This window comes from Helicobacter sp. L8 (assembly GCF_003660355.1).
Lineage (GTDB): Bacteria > Campylobacterota > Campylobacteria > Campylobacterales > Helicobacteraceae > Helicobacter > Helicobacter labacensis.
Genome location: NZ_QXQR01000023.1, coordinates 1 through 17509 on the forward strand (window position 1 = coordinate 1; position 17509 = coordinate 17509).

15 protein-coding genes, 5 tRNA genes and 1 pseudogene are annotated in these 17509 nt (G+C 47.6%); 7 read left to right on the forward strand and 14 right to left on the reverse strand.

Annotated elements, in window-relative coordinates:
• The 7 genes and pseudogenes from EAO37_RS08060 to der form a co-directional block, all read right to left on the reverse strand.
• Positions 1 to 215: pseudogene (locus tag EAO37_RS08060) on the reverse strand (hypothetical protein); the annotation flags it as partial.
• 29 nt (positions 216 to 244) lie between these two features.
• The gene (locus EAO37_RS08065) at positions 245 to 541 is read right to left on the reverse strand and encodes a hypothetical protein (protein ID WP_120953068.1); all 297 of its coding nucleotides are present in this window, start codon (positions 539 to 541) and stop codon (positions 245 to 247) included.
• Positions 523 to 864, reverse strand: coding sequence for a hypothetical protein (locus EAO37_RS08070; protein WP_120953072.1), 342 nt, complete (start codon positions 862 to 864; stop codon positions 523 to 525). The genes EAO37_RS08065 and EAO37_RS08070 overlap by 19 nt, the downstream gene beginning before the upstream one ends.
• Before the next feature lie 17 nt (positions 865 to 881).
• The gene (locus tag EAO37_RS08075) at positions 882 to 1886 is read right to left on the reverse strand and encodes a hypothetical protein (RefSeq protein ID WP_120953075.1); all 1005 of its coding nucleotides are present in this window, start codon (positions 1884 to 1886) and stop codon (positions 882 to 884) included.
• A 237-nt stretch (positions 1887 to 2123) separates the two neighbouring features.
• Positions 2124 to 3212 carry a DNA polymerase III subunit beta gene (gene dnaN, locus EAO37_RS08080; RefSeq protein WP_120953078.1) on the reverse strand — a complete coding sequence of 363 codons (1089 nt, stop codon included), beginning with the start codon at positions 3210 to 3212 and terminating at the stop codon, positions 2124 to 2126.
• Positions 3213 to 3241: 29 nt separating this feature from the next.
• The gene (locus EAO37_RS08085) at positions 3242 to 4969 is read right to left on the reverse strand and encodes an ATP-binding protein (protein ID WP_120953081.1); all 1728 of its coding nucleotides are present in this window, start codon (positions 4967 to 4969) and stop codon (positions 3242 to 3244) included.
• Positions 4969 to 6276 (reverse strand): ribosome biogenesis GTPase Der, encoded by a 1308-nt coding sequence (der, locus tag EAO37_RS08090; RefSeq protein ID WP_120953084.1) that lies wholly within the window; start codon positions 6274 to 6276, stop codon positions 4969 to 4971. Before der ends, EAO37_RS08085 begins: the two co-directional genes overlap by 1 nt.
• A 100-nt stretch (positions 6277 to 6376) precedes the next feature.
• Here der and EAO37_RS08095 point away from each other — a divergent pair, with 100 nt between their 5' ends.
• Positions 6377 to 7105 (forward strand): cell surface protein, encoded by a 729-nt coding sequence (locus EAO37_RS08095; RefSeq protein ID WP_120944687.1) that lies wholly within the window; start codon positions 6377 to 6379, stop codon positions 7103 to 7105.
• Here EAO37_RS08095 and EAO37_RS08100 read toward each other — a convergent pair.
• From EAO37_RS08100 to EAO37_RS08120, 5 genes are all read right to left on the reverse strand, one after another.
• Positions 7106 to 7181 (reverse strand) — tRNA-Glu (locus EAO37_RS08100). It abuts the gene before it with no gap.
• Positions 7182 to 7204: 23 nt separating this feature from the next.
• Positions 7205 to 7281, reverse strand: a tRNA-Asp gene (locus tag EAO37_RS08105).
• Between the two features lie 2 nt (positions 7282 to 7283).
• Positions 7284 to 7359: transfer RNA gene (locus EAO37_RS08110), tRNA-Val, on the reverse strand.
• Positions 7360 to 7362: 3 nt separating this feature from the next.
• Positions 7363 to 7437, reverse strand: a tRNA-Glu gene (locus EAO37_RS08115).
• Position 7438: 1 nt separating this feature from the next.
• Positions 7439 to 7514: transfer RNA gene (locus EAO37_RS08120), tRNA-Lys, on the reverse strand.
• 92 nt (positions 7515 to 7606) lie between these two features.
• Here EAO37_RS08120 and accD point away from each other — a divergent pair.
• From accD to EAO37_RS08135, 3 genes are read left to right on the forward strand one after another with little or no spacing between them, the layout of a single operon-like run.
• Positions 7607 to 8455 (forward strand): acetyl-CoA carboxylase, carboxyltransferase subunit beta, encoded by an 849-nt coding sequence (gene accD / locus EAO37_RS08125; RefSeq protein ID WP_120944690.1) that lies wholly within the window; start codon positions 7607 to 7609, stop codon positions 8453 to 8455.
• Positions 8452 to 8901 (forward strand): 23S rRNA (pseudouridine(1915)-N(3))-methyltransferase RlmH, encoded by a 450-nt coding sequence (locus EAO37_RS08130; RefSeq protein ID WP_120953087.1) that lies wholly within the window; start codon positions 8452 to 8454, stop codon positions 8899 to 8901. The genes accD and EAO37_RS08130 overlap by 4 nt, the downstream gene beginning before the upstream one ends.
• A 45-nt stretch (positions 8902 to 8946) precedes the next feature.
• Positions 8947 to 9963 (forward strand): hypothetical protein, encoded by a 1017-nt coding sequence (locus EAO37_RS08135; protein ID WP_120944695.1) that lies wholly within the window; start codon positions 8947 to 8949, stop codon positions 9961 to 9963.
• Positions 9964 to 9975: 12 nt separating this feature from the next.
• On the opposite strand, the gene htpG is transcribed toward EAO37_RS08135, so the two are convergent.
• Entirely contained in the window at positions 9976 to 11856 is a 1881-nt protein-coding gene (gene htpG / locus EAO37_RS08140; RefSeq protein ID WP_120944726.1) for a molecular chaperone HtpG, read from the reverse strand.
• A 94-nt stretch (positions 11857 to 11950) separates the two neighbouring features.
• Between htpG and purN the strand changes: the two genes are divergently transcribed.
• Both purN and EAO37_RS08150 read left to right on the forward strand, forming a co-directional pair.
• Positions 11951 to 12574 (forward strand): phosphoribosylglycinamide formyltransferase, encoded by a 624-nt coding sequence (gene purN / locus EAO37_RS08145; RefSeq protein WP_235853007.1) that lies wholly within the window; start codon positions 11951 to 11953, stop codon positions 12572 to 12574.
• A complete protein-coding gene (locus EAO37_RS08150) occupies positions 12571 to 13743 on the forward strand; it encodes a cation:proton antiporter (RefSeq protein WP_120944699.1) in 1173 nt (390 codons plus the stop codon). Before purN ends, EAO37_RS08150 begins: the two co-directional genes overlap by 4 nt.
• On the opposite strand, the gene EAO37_RS08155 is transcribed toward EAO37_RS08150, so the two are convergent.
• The gene (locus tag EAO37_RS08155; RefSeq protein WP_120944701.1) at positions 13740 to 14501 is read right to left on the reverse strand and encodes an outer membrane protein; all 762 of its coding nucleotides are present in this window, start codon (positions 14499 to 14501) and stop codon (positions 13740 to 13742) included. The two genes, EAO37_RS08150 and EAO37_RS08155, sit on opposite strands and share 4 nt — an antisense overlap.
• A 157-nt stretch (positions 14502 to 14658) precedes the next feature.
• Here EAO37_RS08155 and uvrA point away from each other — a divergent pair, with 157 nt between their 5' ends.
• The gene (uvrA, locus tag EAO37_RS08160) at positions 14659 to 17451 is read left to right on the forward strand and encodes an excinuclease ABC subunit UvrA (protein WP_120953090.1); all 2793 of its coding nucleotides are present in this window, start codon (positions 14659 to 14661) and stop codon (positions 17449 to 17451) included.
• Positions 17452 to 17509: the final 58 nt, after the last annotated feature.

Sequence of the window (17509 nt, forward strand, 5' to 3'; positions counted from 1 at the left end):
TGATTGAGCCACCTTTTAAAACCATTCCACTTCCCGCTATTGTCCTGCACCTTGTGGATAATATCATCCCCGCGCTCTAGCCCCTGCAAACTCTCGTAAATCTCAGCCGTGGCCTTGGTGCGGTTAGCGATTTTCTGGTTTAACTCAATGCTCCCATTAAGATGCGTGCCTAGATCAATGCCTAGGTAATTTTTTGCTAAATAGTAGTCAAACATACTTAGATTTCTGTTAGCGATTTTGCGATCTAGCTCCTTAATCCCTGCTCATAAAGAGCCAAGCGCAAAATCTGCTCAATCTGCACGCCCCGCAAGCCCTTACAATCTAGGGCAAGCTCATTAGCCACTTGGGACTCTAGGCTTAGGTGGTTGGCTTGCACAAAGTGCTTGATGATTCCTAAAATCTGCGCTTTATCCGGGAAGGGAATGTCAAAAATACGGGTGTAAACCTCTAACTCTTTGGGAATGCTAGGCGTGCCTAAATGGCTAGAGAAAATAAAAATGGTCGCGCTGTAATCCTCCTTGCTTAAAATATGGCGTGCCATGCGTTGTAAGAGAGCGACACTTTGGGTTCTTGTTCTAGCTGTAAATCGATGTCTTTGAGCACAATAAAGAGTTCTTGATCAAAGGGGCGATCGGCATTGTCTTTTAAAAAACTCTCTAGGTCTTGGGGCTCTTCTGGCTTTAAGGGTCTTTTAGTAGCAAAGTCTAGCGCGCCTAAGGCGTGATCAAACTCTAAGCATTCCCTATCCCCTCTAACTTGTGTGATCAAGCTATCTAGCGCGTCCTTATCTTGGCAGGGCATGTAGAGAATAGGGGCGTGGGTGTCTATGAGTTGTTGGAGTTGGTGGGCTAAGTTGGTGGGCATGGGGGGTCCTTAAAGCTCTATGGCTCTATTTCTATGTAGGATAGGGTACTTTCTTTTTCTCCAGATCTGTCGTGGAAGTCATGGTATATTTGCACAGCCCCACGACAGAGATAAAAACGATGCCGATTGCCCCAGAAATCAAGCAGTTTACTATCCCTTTCAGTCTCACCTGTTTCTAGGTTGTAAGGGGCAATTTTATAGTCATATTGACTCGTTCCATATCTTGGATTGATACAGACCATCTTTTCAAACACATGCACATGTCCTCTCCAATGTCTTGTGACCGTTAAAGTTTGTGGTTGAGCAAAACCCGCAAAGTCATAAAAATAAATTTCGTAACAATTCCGATCAAAATTTTCAAATATGTGGAAACCGCCCTCCCTCCACTTTAGCCCCCAAAAATGCACTAAGAAACACAACCACAAAAGGGATTTAATGCTGTGTGGAGACAAGCTAGCTTCTGCAGACAACACTGCTACAATATTGAGTTTATCCATCTCCAACAACTCGGTGTAATCTTGGATCAACTCCCTTAAAACACTCTTGCCCTCCTCTAAATCTTGGGCGTTATAGAGTTTATTTTTAAGCGCAGTATAGGATTTGAGATAATCTTTAAAATTGGGAGCGGATGGTGTGCTATGGGTGATGAGAGGGGGCAGAGCCATTAAAGCTTTTTGTGCGCTTAAAGGAGCTAAGGCGTGTTTTTGCGCCCTAGACTCTGCTTGCAATGCTTCTTGCTCTTCCATGTGTTTGTGATTTTCTAACACCTCTTGGATCATCTGCAAATCCGCCTCTATTCCAAACACCTCACACAAGGCTTTTAAAATCTCCGTATCTTGTGTCGCGTTGATTGCCTCCACGCCCTCTAACTCATTTTGATAACCGCGCGATCTAAGCCAACGCCATAGAGTGTTAGTTTTGTAATGCTCCAACACATCTAAGAGATTGAAATGCTCTTTGAGCTGTTCTAGGCTAGTGATCTTCTCCCCATCACAAGTTAAAGCAAATTTGGCGAGTTTCATAGTGCCTGCTTAAAAAAGTAATTCCTGATTATAGAGTTTATTCCCTTTAAGGTGAATACACCAAAGTAGATAGGGTGTAAATGTTAAGACAAAATTTTCAACGCAGACAAGAATCAAGAAAGACAAGATGGGGATTTTGGCAAGGGAATCAAACCAAAGGGCTGTGTAAACTGGCAGGAAGGGCGCACAGACTAAACCTACGATGTTGCGATTTTTTCCATGCGATTTGGTCCGCCTCTATTCTTGGGCTATAGGCATCACGACAGTGAGGAAGTCGTTTTTTTGGATCACAAAGGGGGCACTTTGTTCATTAAGACAGAGTTCAAAAGTGGGGCTGGGCAAGGCATTAAGGGCATCTAGCAAGTAGCGCGCTTGGGCGTGGATAATGTGCTGATCTAGGGGGGTGTTTGCTTCTATGAAGGTGGAGGCAAAACTAGGGCTTTCAGATTCCAAGGTTTCAAATTCGATCTTATCGGGGTGAAAGATGATCTTAGTGGTCGCGCCCAGGGCGTGGGTGATGTTGATTGCGTCCTTGAAGTCTTGGGTATTGAGTTCCATAGTGTGGGTAAACTGCGTGGGGATCACGCTTTGGTAACTAGGGTATTTTCCGCTGATGAGTTTGGCAAAGAGCACCGTGGAGGCGTTTTTGAAAAACAACATGGTGGGTTTTTTGGGATCATAAAACATCTCAAAATCGCTACTAAAGAGTTTGGTGATCTCCAACATCGCGCGTTTTGGGAGGATAAATTCTCCATGGTCGCTAGGCGATTCTTCTAGTTGCATTTGTGCGCGTGAGAGTCTTCTTGTGTCTGTAGCCACAAGTTCCAAATGTTCTTGCAGGACTAAAAGCGCGCCGGTAAATTCGTATTTGGGGGAATTGGTCGTGCTGGTGCTAATCACTGGGGCGAGTTTTTTAAAATAATCGCCCAAAGAGGTGTCGCTAAAGCGCACAGAGGGCAGATGCGCATACGGGGGGAACTCAGGAAAATACGCCTTGTCCAGCACGGGCAATTTGAATTTTGATCTCTTGAAGCTCACTAACACAAAATCCCCTTGACTCTCCAGAGTTAAATCCCCCAATTCTAGTTTAGAGAGAATATCTAGGAGATGTTTGGCATTGAGCACCGCGCTACCTCCTTCTTGCGTGTCGATATTGAGCGTCAAACACAAGCCCATCTCTAAATCATTGGCTTGCAAAATCAAGCTTTTAGGCGTGGCTTCTATGCAAATGTGCGCGCTGATATTGCTTGGATCCTTTTTATCCGTGAAGGGCATCAAACCCTTAAGCGCGCTTTCTAACTGGATTTTGGCGATACTAAATTTCATACAAGTCCTTTTGCTAAAGTAGGTGGGGTCTAGATTCCAAAGCCGATATTTTTAGCCCCCTCAAAATTGCCCTGTTTCTCTTTTCTGATCTCAACTAAGAAATCCTCTAGGGTGAAAAGGGGTTGGGGGTAAGTGGCGACCTTGTAAGCCGTGTTTTTCACCACTAGGGCGATCTGTCCCCCGCTGAGGGTGTGGCGCGCTAGGGTGTGGGCTAAACTCTTGGGCGTGTGGGGGGGGGCGTAGGGGGCATTTAGGGGGAGATATTGTTCCCACAAGCGCACGCGTTGTTCGAAAGTGGGGGGTTTAAATTCGATCTTGTGGTTGAAACGGCGTGAAAAGGCGGTATCTAGGGTTTCTAGCAAATTCGTGGTGGCGATAAGCACCCCTTCAAACTTTTCAATCTGGTGCAAAAAGATATTTTGCATCTGGTTGTGCATCTTGTCCGCGCCGCTAGAAGTGGTGGTGCGCGTGCTTAAGAATTGGTCAGCCTCATCTAAAAACAAGATGGGCGCGCTCTTGCATTGCCTAGCGATCTTGTGGTAGTCATCAAAAATCCTACGCACATTTTTTTCCGATTCGCCCACATACATGGATAAAATCTTAGAGCAATCAAAGCCCAGCACCTCCTTTTTCAAACTCTTGGCTAGGGCTAGCGCGCTCATCGTCTTACCCGTCCCTGGAGGTCCATAAAAGATGATCTTAGCTTGGACTTGTGTGCTCTTGCTTATGCCCCATGCCTTAAGGCGCGCTTGCATACACGGCTCCATCTGCTTGCAGAGAATCTCTAGGGTGTCCTTGGTCTTTTGGCTCAAGATCACTAGATCCAAACCCATTTTAGGCTCTAGGGCTTCAAAAATATCGCTGTCTTTGAGGATGTGCTTAAGGGTGGCACCCCCCTTGATGTGCAAATGGGGCGCGCTAAGTGCCCCTAGCACCCACTCTTGTAAGAAGAATTGGCGCACCAAACCCTGCTCGAAAGCATCGAGCAGTTCTTCAAAGTCTATGATGTGCTTTTTGATAAGGGCACTATGGGGGCTTAAAAGCGCGCTGTTTTCTGCGCGCGCGCTCCCATCTACGCTTAGCAAATCCACCAAACTTTTAAAATCACACCCCTCTTCACGCCGATTGTAATCCTCGCTGTAAGCGCTTTTCAATAGGGCAAAAAAGAGGATCTGTTCCTTGGGATTGAGCGCGTATTTGCGCAAGAATCTTTGGATGGACAGGGGAGTTTTGGTGCGCTGTAAGCGGGCAGCGATCTTGTGTTCTAAGAGTTGTAATTGTTGTTGGAAGTGCGCGCGCGCTCTAGGGCTTTTGTGGCGGCATAATTTGGAGAGCAGGTCGATTTTCAAAAACCAATCGTTGTAATAGTCTAGGTGGTCCTCATAGGGAGTGGTGTCTAAAGAGGGGTGGGCGTTACAGCCTTCTTGAGCGAGTTTGAGAAAGGCCGGGCTCAAGCCAATACACCCATCTAAGAGCTCCAAGAGTAAAACCTCTGGGCGTTTGGCGCGCTTTTCCTGGGTGATCCACTCTAAATCTAAGAGGTGTTTGATATGCTTGAGATAACCCAAAGCCAAATGGGCGTTAGTGTTAAAGAGGGTTTCTAATAAGGGCAAAACCTCTAGTTCTGCATGCCCTTTGAGGTATTCTCTGCAGAGATATTGCAAGATCAAGGCTTCCTCTACCCCACATTTAAGAGCGTGGAAAATGCGGGCTTGCTTGATGTCTGTGGCTTGTAAAAAATCAATGAAGTCTTGCATCACGCCTCTGTGGATTTCTTGGCGCGTGCGCTCAAGAAAATAGGCGTGCCTAAAAAGCCAAAACGCGCCCTTAGCGTGTTGATGAGGTAGCGTTTATAGCTAAAGTGCAGGGCTTTAGGGCGATTCATCACCAAAGCGATTTGGGGGGGGCTGGAGGCAAATTGGGTGCTGTAGTAAATACGCACAATCTTACCATGGTCGCTGGGTAGGGGGTGTTGCTGGGTGGCTTGCGCAATGACTTGGTTTAGGGTGCTGGTGTTGATGCGCTGGCAAAAGTGTTGGTAAACCTCTACAATCTTGTCTTTAAGGGCGTGGATGTGGCGTTTATCTAGCGCGCTGGTGGTGAGCACGGGCGCGTAGTGCAAGAATTTGAATTTGCGCTTGAAGTCTTGCATAACACGCTCAAACTCACCATGGCGTATGTCCCACTTGTTGAGCGCTACCACCACCCCAAGGCGGTGTTTTTCCACCAAAGCGGCGATCTTTTCATCTAAATCCACAAAGGGCGCGCTAGCGTCTAAGACTAATAGCGCGATGTGGGATTGGGCTAACACCTTGTTTGTGCGATCTAAGGCGTATTTTTCTAACCCGGCGATCTTGGATCGCTGGCGCAAACCGGCCGTATCCACAAAGCAAATCTCTTGATTAGAGTGCATGACGCTTTGATCCACAGGGTCTATAGTTGTGCCCGGCATGGTCGAAACAAGCGCGCGTTCTTGGTGCACCAAGGCGTTCAACAACGCGCTTTTGCCCACATTGACTCGCCCGATAATCCCCACTTGGATAGTAGAGGTGCTGTTTAAAGAGGGGGTTTCTTGAGAGGGGCGCAAAGTGGCATTAATGGCTGCAATGAGGGGGGTAAGCCCGCGTTTGTGGCTGGCTGAAACAAAGAACATCTGCTTGATCCCAAAGCACCCAAAGGTGTAGGCTTGGTGTTCTTCTGCTTGGTTGTCTATTTTATTGACAAGCAAAAAACAGGCTTTGGCGTGTTTTTGGATTTGGTAAACAAGGCGTTTATCCTCCTCTTGGGGAGGAATTTTGCCATCCACCACAAAGAGCACGAGATCGCTTGTTTTGAGTGCCTCTAGATTGTGCTGGTGGATTTGCGTGCCCAAGATGTGGCTAGAGTCAAACCCGCCGGTGTCCAAGAGTTGCACAGCATGCCCTTGCAAATCGACAATCTGTCTTTTAATATCCCTAGTGGTGGTCGCGATGGGCGATGTGATCGCGCTTTGGCTATGACTAAGGCAATTGAACAGAGAACTCTTACCCACATTGGGTTGACCTACAATGGCGATCTGGTGCACGCGTGTTTCCTTGTGGTTTTAAGCATGAAGTTTTAGTAAAACCCCTATAATTAAGACATAGTAGCCTATTATATGCTTTAAAACTTAAGAAGGGTTTTTAATGCGAAAAGTCTTTGGGGGGCGTGTCGTGGATCGTCTCTATCATCTTACTCTTGTGGGAGTTGGCGTGGCGTTGGGGGCTTTTGGGTGTAGCCACCCCCCTACCAACCAGCCCATTAGCTATAACTTCAATTACAAAGAAGACATCACTAACACGGTGAATCACAACCACGCTCCTGCTAGCACTCCTGCTAGCGCGCACACCACCACAAAGCAAACAATTATCAAGCTCAAACAAGATGGTCCCAAAAAGGTAGTTTTCTCCCAAGAGAATTACTACCCACTAAGCGGTAAAGATGTGGGGATTGTCGAATCACATGGTAAGTTATTCTTGGAAGTCTATTCGTTCCGCTTGCAAAAATTCATGCAAGGGGAAGCCTTACTCACTAAACGGCAAACCCAAATTTTTTCTCTCAACGATTCAGCCACCCAAATCACCAATATAGAAGGCAAGATCAACACCTATAAATACAGCCAAAAACCCGAACCAGAGGCTAGCATCAACGCGACTTACCAGCGTTATTTGCTCAAACCAAGAACCCCCACGCGCTTTGAGATCGTCATTGACAAAATCCCCTATAAATTCAACACCACAGGTTGCCGCGTGGTGGTGAGTAAACAGCTCATAGACACTTTTGCCCAAAGCAAAGAGATCACCATTAACCTAGACTTCAAACGCGAATTACGCAACAAAGCGACTTTTGAACTCTTTTTAGAATGCCCGCGTTAATGGCGACCCCTGGAGGATTTGAACTTCCGTTTCCACCTAGAAAGGGTGGTATCCTTGGCCACTAGATGAAGGGGTCGGGCTTGAAAAGGTGTAAAGAAGTGGCGGAACGGACGGGACTTGAACCCGCGACCCCCTGCGTGACAGGCAGGTATTCTAACCAGCTGAACTACCGCTCCAATGGTGGTCGCTATAAGACTCGAACTTATGACATCCACCTTGTAAGGGTGGCGCTCTACCAACTGAGCTAAGCGACCTTGTGGTGACTCCTAGGGGATTTGAACCCCTGTAACCACCGTGAAAGGGTGGTATCCTAACCACTAGATGAAGGAGCCATGGTGACCCGTGCTGGATTCGAACCAGCGGCCCATTCCTTAAAAGGGAATTGCTCTACCTGCTGAGCTAACGGGTCGCCACGCACAAAAAGACAATATTACACTATTTACAAGGCTTTGTCAAGTCTAAATGTGCTAACATAACACATCAATGTTTTAAGGTGGTGTTATGGGCTTTGGAGATTTTTTGAAAAACCTCAAAAAGAATAAGGTGCAGGCTTCTAAGCAGGACATGCCCAGCCATTGGATCAAATGCCCCCAATGTAGCGCGCTGATGTATTATAAAGAGGTCTTTGCCAAACACCATGTGTGCTTAAAATGCCATTACCATTTCCGCATGGGAGCTAATGATCGCATCGACTTCTTGTGCGATCCGGGCACCTTTGTGGAGTTTGATAAAGAACTCAAGCCAGTCGATCCGCTCAACTTCGTGGATAAAGAGAGTTACAAACAGCGCATTAAAAAATACCAAGCCAAGACCGGACGCTCTAGCTCGGTAATCGGCGGGGAAGCAGAAATCCATGGGATTAGAATGCAAATTGTGATCTTTGATTTTGCCTTTATGGGGGGTTCTTTGGGCTCTGTGGAGGGGGAGAAGATCGTGCGCGCCATTAGTCGCGCGGTGGAAAAACGACAGGCTCTTTTGATCGTCTCAGCCAGTGGGGGAGCTAGAATGCAAGAATCCACCTATTCGCTCATGCAAATGGCAAAAACCAGCGCGGCTTTAAACAAGCTTTCAGAAGCCAAGTTGCCCTTTATCTCTTTGCTCACCGATCCCACCTTTGGGGGTGTGAGTGCCTCTTTTGCCTTTTTGGGCGATCTCATCATTGCCGAGCCGGGCGCGATGGTGGGTTTTGCAGGCGCGCGTGTGATCAAACAGACTATTGGGACAGAATTGCCCCATGGCTTTCAAAGTGCCGAATTTCTCTTAGAGCATGGTCTTATTGACATGATCATCCACCGCAAGGACTTAAAAAAGAGCATTAGCGATCTAGTGGGTATGCTCACCCACGCATGACCTATTGCGTCTACGCCATCGCCAAAAAAGACCCCCACATCATGGCACTACTAGCCCACCAACAACGCCAATGCCAGCAATTCAACGCCACGCTAGAAATTGTTGATTTGTTGCCCCCTAACCTCCATCACAGCACGCCTAAGAGTGCCCAAGCCCTCTACACCAAAACCCTAAGCCCCTATCTTAAAGCTAATGCCCTGTGCATTGCCATGCACCCTACAGGCAAGCTGTGCAATAGCCAAGAGTTTAGCCAAATTCTAACCAAGCAACCCCGTGTGTATTTTTTCATTGCCGGCGCGCATGGCTTTGCGCCCGATTTTTTGGATCGCTGTTTGGCTCTCTCTTTAAGCCCCCTAACTTTGAGCCACCAGATCGCTAAACTCGTGTTGTGTGAGCAAATTTTTAGAGCTTTAAGCTTGCTAAACCACCACCCTTACCACAAATAAGCCCATTAGCCACTTTAAGCTATAATCTGCATTTTGGAGGAAATGATGAAATTACGCTATTACACGGCCTTTACGCTCTTGTTTCTCATTGTGCTGGGCTGGTATATACACGGCATCGTGCCCGGGTATTTCGCCCTCCCCATCGCCACAAGCACCCTAGATTTGCCCATCGCGCTTTGGATCGTGGGGGTGGTGTTGCTTTTTTTTGTTTGCACCTTGTTCTTTGTGCTAATGGGGAGTGTCGCTGGGTTTTGTGCGCGTTATCACGAACGCCGCGACCTGCAAAAGTTGGTGCACCAGATCATAGAACAAGACACCAAGCACAGCTTTGACAAAGCCAGTTACCACAACCCTCTTTTTGCCCTGCTCTCTAGGATTTTGGCGCGTTTTAAACTCCAAGCCGATCCTAATACCCCTGAGAGTGGGCATGAACAATTAGATCGACTCTTTAGCTATTACCAAGACATCAATGAGGAAAGGGAGGTCAATTTACAAAAATACGACTTTTGCCCACAGAATCCTTTTTACATCCACAATCTCCACAACCAGATCCGCCAAGATTTAAAACGCGCCCAAGAGATTCTCAAAAGCCAAGCCTTTGATGCGCCCCTTAGAAGGCATGCCTTGTTAGCCGTCATCCAGAGGGGTTCTAGCAAGGATTTACTCAAGGCACTCAAAGAAGCCCAGCCTCTCTTGGATCGCACCATTTTGGCGCACCTCTTGGACGCGTATTGGCGCGCTAAGATCCCCCTTAGCCCTGAAGAGATGACGCGTTTGTGTGCGTTGGTGGGCTATGAGAGTCAGGACTACTTGCAACTAGCTAAGCAAACTAAGGCGTTGCTAGCCCCCGATGCGCGTTTTAAATTCTTTGAGTTATTAGCTGCCCAAGACGAACGCGCTGAGAAGAGTTTCTTGTATGTCTTATTGGATTTAGAGATGATCGATCAAGCCAAAGAACGCTTGAGTAGCCACCCCAAAGACGAGTTTATGGTGATTAACGCCTATCTAGAGCTCAAGAGCATGGACAAGAACTACCCCCTAGAAGTGTTCTTTGGGGTGTAGGCGCGCAAAGCCCTAAAAAGCGCGCAAAATGGTGTTGTGGAGTCGTTGGTTGAAATCCTTGGCGTTTTTGAGAGTGCCATTTTCTAACAAGCGCGCGCTATCAAAAAGCAGATGCGCCACATCGGCAAGCACGGCTTTATCCTCTATCCCTTTGAGTTTTTGCACGATGGCGTGGCTGATATTGAGTTCTAGGGTTTTGGGTTTGTCAGGCACTTCCTGTCCCATTTGGCGCATCCAATTAGCCATCATGGCATCTTGCCCATCGCCCACTAAAGCCACCACAGAAGTCAAGTCTTTGCAGAGGGCGACATCTTTGATCTTATCTTTAAGGGCTTCTTTGAAAGCCTCTACCAGCGCGCTAAATTCTTGTTTCTCACTCTCACTCACTTCCTCCAAACCCAATTCTTGGAGAGTTTCTAGCGCGCTGGCATCCTTGAGAGGAGTTTTGTCATATTCTTGCACATTGGGGATTACAAACGCATCGACCTCATCGCCCATCAAGAGCACTTCAAAGCCCTTTTGGGCGTATTTCTCCAGCAAAGGGGCGGCTTTGAGCAAATCTAAATTCTCTCCGATTAGATAGTAAATACTCTTTTGTGCGGCGGGCATGTTGGCTTTATACTCTTTAAGGGAAAGAAAATCCGCGCCCTTAGAGCTAGCAAAGCGCAACAAATCCAAGAGTTTATCTTGGTTGTCAAAGTCCCTATGCAAGCCCTCTTTAAGCACCTTGCCAAATTGGGTGTAGAATTTCTTGTAGGTGTCTGTGTCTTTGGCAAGGGTGGCGATCTCATTGAGGATCTTCTTGGTGGACGCGCTTTTGATATTGGCTAGGATTTTGGTTTGCTGTAAAATCTCGCGGCTCACATTCAGGGGCAAATCCTCGCTGTCTATGATTCCACGCACAAAGCGCAGGTATTGGGGCAGGAGTTCTTTGTCGTTGTCGGTGATAAACACCCGTTTGACATAGAGTTTCACTCCAGATTGGTAATCCACGCGGAATAAGTCAAAGGGGGCGTTAGCGGGGATATAAAATAGCGTGCTGTATTCTAGTGTGCCCTCCACTTTGCTATGCACCCATGCCAAAGGCGCGCTATTATCATGGGCAAAACTCTTGTAAAACTCTTGGTAATCCTCATCTTTGAGATCGGCTTTATTCATGCGCCAAATGGCGCTTGCGCTGTTAATTTGGGCGCATTTTTCCTCTTGGATTTCCTTTTTATCATCCCCCTCGCCCTCAGTTTTACTCTCTGTGTAGGTTAAAAAAATGGGGAAGGGGATGTGTTCGGAATACTTTTTAATGATATTTTCAATCTCCCAGCGGTTGGCAAATTTTTGTGCCTCTTCTTTGAGGTAGAGTGTGATCGTGGTCCCAAAGCCCTCTTTGACACAGGGGCTAATTTCGTATTCCCCCTTACCATCGCTCATCCACGCATACGCCTGTGTGTCTAGAGGTTTTTTACTCTGCACCACCACCCTATGCGCAGCCATGAAGCTAGAGTAAAAGCCCACCCCAAATTGCCCGATCAGGGCGTTCTCTTTTTTGCGATCCCCGCTTAGTTGGGAATCCTTGTTCAATTGGGCTAGGAAATTTTTTGTGCCCGATTGGGCGATCGTGCCTAGGTTGGTGATGAGTTCTTGTTCGTCCATGCCAATGCCATTGTCAGCGATGGTGAGGCTCTTTTGGTTGGAGTCAAAACTCAAGTGGATTTGGGGGGTGAAGTCTAGTTGTTTGTAAGCTTCATCGCTGAGCACAAGGTAATTGAGTTTGTCTAGCGCATCAGAGGCGTTAGACACTAATTCGCGCAAGAAAATTTCGGGATTGGAATACAAAGAGTGGATCATCAAGTCCAAAAGCTGGTTAATTTCGGTTTGGAAGGCGTGTTTTTGTCCCATTAAAACTCCAAGATTTAAATAGTGTAGCGCGCGATTATAACATAAAACCGGTCTAAAAAACATGTTAAAATGCCTCTTTAGCCAAAGGGTGGTGATGTTGAAGAGTCTCTTAGAAAATTTGCCCTCTTCTGTTTTGCGCTTGGGGGTCTTGTTTAGCGGAGAGGGTTCTAATATGCAAGCCTTAGTAGAAAGCTTGCACCAGCGCGCTTTTTGTGGCACAAGGTCTATTGTGATGGAAGTGGTGCTGTGTTTGAGCAATAACCCTAAAGCTCCCGGGATCGCGCGTTGCGCCAAATTGGGCGTGCCCTGCGCGATCTTAAAGCCCTCCAACTACCCCACACCCCTAGACTTTGATCGCGCCTTGATCGCGCATTTACAAACAGCGCGTTGCCATATCATCTTGTTAGCGGGTTATATGCGCCTAGTGAGTCCTCTGTTTTTAGAGCATTTCCCTACTTTGAATATCCACCCCTCCATGCTCCCCCATTTCAAGGGCAAGGACGCGTTGCGCGCGAGTTTTCAAGCCAAGCAACACACAGGGGTGAGTGTGCACATAGTAACCCCCAAGCTAGATAGCGGTCCTCTGATTTGCCAACAAGCCCTAGAAGTCGAACCCCAAGAGAGTTTAGAGAGTTTTGCCCAACGCCTCCACGCCCTAGAACACCAGTTATACCCTAAAGCCCTCTTACAAGCTTTGGGACTCAAGAGTTTGGCTTGAGCGATTTTCTCATTTTAGCCATTGTAACCCCCCTAGTGGTGCTAGCTCCCTATGTGAGTAAACTTAGCAAAATGCCCGTGGCTGTGCTAGAGATTCTCTTTGGCGCGTTGGGGGTGTATGTGGGCTTGTTTATCCCTAGCCCGGGCTTTGATTTGATCGCTGAAGTGGGCTTTTTGTTTTTAATGTTTCTATGTGGCATGGAAGTGGATCTCTACATGTTCAAACACTTGGATCGCGCCCTGCTCAAGCGCATCGTGTTTTACTTTGGGATTCTCTACGCGCTTTCTTCGACCATCACTCTAAGCGCCAAACTCCCCGCGCTCTACATCATTATTCTACCCATTGTGAGCTTGGGGATGATCATGACCTTAGTGCGCGACTATGGCAAGGAGATGCCATGGCTGGATTTAGCCCTCAAAGTGGGGGTGTTAGGGGAGCTCACCAGCATTATCTTATTAGTGATTGTGGATGGGATTTATCTGCATGGGATCAGCTTACAACTTAGCAAGACTCTAGGCATTTTGTTAGCCTTTATGGTGGCTATTGTGGGCTTGGTGCAACTCTTTAAGATTTTATTTTGGTGGTTTCCACGCCTGAAACTCTTTATCATGCCCACTAGCAACGAATCTAATCAAGATATCCGCTTTACCATCATGTTGTTCTTTGGGTTAGTGGTGATTGTGGGGTGGCTGAAATTAGAATTAGTCTTGGGGGCGTTCTTGGCAGGCATGATCGTTTCGACCTTCTTCCCCCACAAACACGAATTATTCAATAAACTCAATGATGTGGGCTTTGGGTTTTTTGTGCCCCTATTTTTTGTGCATGTGGGATCCACTCTAGATTTAAAATTAGTCATCGCCCACCCCAAACTCATCTCCCATGCCTGCGCGATCCTATGCGCCATGCTAGCCTTGCACCTGAGCGCGAGTTTTGTGCTTTTTTGGCGCTATTTCAAGCAAAGCCTTTATACAGCCATGTTCGCCTTGAGCGCATCCATGCCCCTAACCTTTCTCATCACTGCGGCAAGTGTGGGGCTAAGAGTGGGCGCGATCGATCAAAACACCTATTATTCTCTAGTGATTGCGGCTATCTTTGAAGGGGTGCTATTCACTAGCACCATCAAGTTTCTCATGCGAGGCAAGGGTAAACCCCCCACCCTTAAAGTTTAGAAGCTGTAGAGATAGGCGACATACACAGAGTAGTCGCGTTTAAGATTGTAACGCCACCACTGCGCGTGCAAGAATTTATTCACCAATAGCGGGACTTTAACCCCCAATTCCACGCCATTATGCTTGTAAAGATTGGTGCGCAAACCCAAATCCAGCCACACCTGAAAACTCACGGGTGAAAACCCCGGGGTTTGACCTGATAGCTTTTTGAGTTTTTGCTTCCAGTAATCTGTGGCTGAACTCGTCCAACTATTGCCCCCGATCGCCACGCCCGCAAAAAAGCCCACACTCGCATTGGTTTTATCAATGAAATTGCCCAGCGCGTCCATGCCCACCCCCCATGCGGTCATGTTCAAGCGGATATCTTGGGCGCGCCCATTGATGAATTGGGAGGCGATTTGGGGACCTAAATTGGCATGCCCGAAGTTAAAAAAGCCATAGTAGCGCAAGCCCACCCATTTGCTCTTGGCGTTTTTGGGTTTAAAGAAAAACTTCTGCCCCACTTGGATGCCAAACCCATTGAGCGCGCCATTGTCGTATTTAGCATGCCAGCTTACATTCGTGCCCTGCCAGTTATTGTAATTAGGTCCTGTGCCAGGCGGGTAGAGACTCCCCCCAATCCACTGGCTATTGACATTGCTATACAACCTTGCCTGCCCGATTTGATAATTTGCCCCCAGGTAAACGCCATTTTCTTCGGCTAAAAGCCCACTCACCGATCCTAAAACTAGAGATATACCCAAGCAAAGCCGCTTCATTACCATCCTTTAACCATAAAAAAAATTCAATGTGGAGGCAATAATAGCATGTTTAAACTCAGAAAACAAGATTTTCATCTTTTTTTTTTATGCTTAACCTCTTGCCTGTGCAAATCTAGTATAATACTCCCGCTAAATTTCACCATAAGAGCGCACCTTGCCAGATAATATTACGATCTATGGGGCTAGAGAACACAATCTCAAAAATATTACTTTGACTCTGCCTAAAAACCGCTTTATCGTGTTCACCGGTTTGAGTGGTTCGGGGAAGTCCTCTTTAGCCTTTGACACCCTCTATGCTGAAGGGCAACGGCGTTATTTAGAATCCCTCTCCAGTTACGCGCGCCAGTTTTTAGAGCGCGTGGGCAAGCCCGCGGTAGACAAGATCGAGGGCTTGACTCCGGCCATTGCCATTGATCAAAAAAGCACTAGCAAAAACCCACGCTCCACCGTGGGCACGATCACCGAAATTTATGACTATTTACGCCTTCTGTATGCGCGTGTAGGCACACAACACTGCCATTTGTGTGGCGCGCCCATCGCTTCTATGAGCGCAAGCGACATCATCGAACAAGTGATGCGCGCGTTTCAGGGGCGCACGATCTTAATTTTAGCCCCCCTTGTGCGCGACAAAAAGGGGAGTTTTAAAGAAAAGTTGCAAGCTCTGCGCTTAAAGGGCTTTGTGCGCGCCCTCATCGATGGGGTGTTGGTGCGCTTAGATGAACAAATTGAACTCTCCAAAACTAAAAAACACACCTTAAAATTAGTGTTAGATCGTGTGGTGGTGCAACTAGACAACCAAGCGCGCATGGCTAACGCGATTGAGCGCGCCTTAGCAGAGAGTTATGGCGAAGTAGAAATTGTAGATGTGCAGAGTCAAAAGGGGGCGCATTACAGCGAACATTTAGCGTGCTTTGCCTGCAAAGTGAGTTTTGAACCCTTAGAACCCTTGAGTTTCTCTTTCAACTCTCCTAAGGGAGCGTGTGAGGCATGCACGGGATTAGGGAGCAAGTTAAGCTTAGACATGGCTAAAATCCTAGAGCCCCACGCCCCTTTGAGTCATATCAAAGTGATCTACCCCAATAGCTATTACCGCGCGTTTTTAGAGGCTTTCTGCCAGAGTTATGGGATTGGCATGCATGTGGGTTTCAACGATCTAGATTCCCAGCAACAAAAAGCCCTATTGTATGGGAGCGCGCAAGAAGTGCGCTTTGTGTGGAGAGAAGAATCCTTGCAACGCCCATGGAAAGGGATTGTGCAAATGGTTTATGAAATCATCAAGGATTCGCGCGATTTACAGCATTACATGCACGAAACCCCCTGCGCGCAATGCCAAGGGCATCGCCTCAAAGGCGCGTCTTTGGGGGTAAAAGTCGCTAATTTGGGGATCGCCCAGATTTTAGACATGCCCATTGAGCGCGCGTATGCCTTTTTTAGCGATGCGGACCACTTTGCCTACCTAAACCCCCAGCACGCCCGCATTGCCAGCCCCATTTTAAAAGAGATCGCAGAACGCCTTTGCTTTTTGGTGTCTGTGGGGCTGGGGTATTTGACTTTGGGGCGTGATGCTAGGAGCATTAGCGGGGGGGAGAGTCAGCGTATCCGTATTGCTAGCCAGATAGGGAGCGGGTTAACCGGGGTCTTGTATGTGTTAGATGAGCCTAGTATCGGCTTGCATGAGCGCGACACGCTCAGATTAATAGAAACTTTGCAACACCTGCAACAAAAGGGCAATACCCTCATCGTGGTTGAACATGACAGAGAAACCATCAAACAAGCCGATTTCATCGTGGATATTGGACCTAGGGCGGGCAAACAGGGGGGGGAGGTGATCTTTAGTGGGAGTGTGCCAGAACTTTTACAAAGCGCGCACTCCACCGCGTTGTATCTAAGCGGGCGCAAAGTGATCGCACGCCCCCATTATGCGCGCACGCCCCCCGCGCACTATTTAGAACTCCAGCAGGTGAGTATCCACAATATCCACAACTTGGGCGTGAAAATCCCCTTGGGACGCTTTGTGTGTGTAACTGGGGTGAGCGGGAGTGGGAAAAGCTCGCTGGTTTTGCAAACTCTGCTTCCCATCGCCCAAAACGCCCTTAACCACGCTAGATCGCCTTTAAGCCTAGGTGTCCAAATTGGCGGCTTAGAGCATTTAGACAAGGTGATCTACTTGGATCAAGCCCCCATTGGCAAGACTCCGCGATCCAACCCGGCCACTTATACGGGGGTGATGGATGAGATTCGCGCCTTTTTTGCCCAAAGTAAAGAGGCGCAGGTTTTGGGATATAGCGCGAGTCGCTTTAGTTTCAATGTGAAAGGGGGGCGTTGTGAAAAATGCCATGGGGAGGGGGATATTAAAATTGAAATGCACTTTTTACCCGATATTTTGGTGCGTTGTGATGCGTGCAAGGGGAGCAAATACAACCCTGAAACTCTAGCCATTAAGATCAAGGATAAATCCATTGCCGATGTGCTGGCTATGAGTGTGCAAGAAGCCCTAGAGTTTTTTGCCAAAATCCCCAAAATCGCTACTAAATTGCAAACCTTGATCGCGGTGGGTTTGGGCTATATCACTTTGGGGCAGAACGCCACCACTTTGAGCGGAGGGGAAGCCCAGCGTATCAAGCTGGCTAAAGAATTGAGCCGTAAAGACACGGGTAAGACGCTTTATATTTTAGACGAACCCACCACGGGACTCCACTTTGAGGACATCCAGTTACTCATCAATGTCTTGCACTCTCTGGTGGAATTGGGCAATTCCATGATCGTGATAGAGCACAATTTAGATGTGATTAAAAACGCGGATTTTTTGATTGACATGGGACCTGAGGGGGGGAGTGGGGGAGGCAAGATCATCGCGCAGGGCACCCCCCTAGAAGTAGCCCAGCAACATGCCCAAAGTGGCAGCTACACCGGAAAATTCCTAGCCAAAGAGTTAGGGCTAGAATAACTATTCCTCCTCTTGGGGTTTTTTAGGCGGGGGGGGTGGGGGTTTTGGGGGGTCTTTA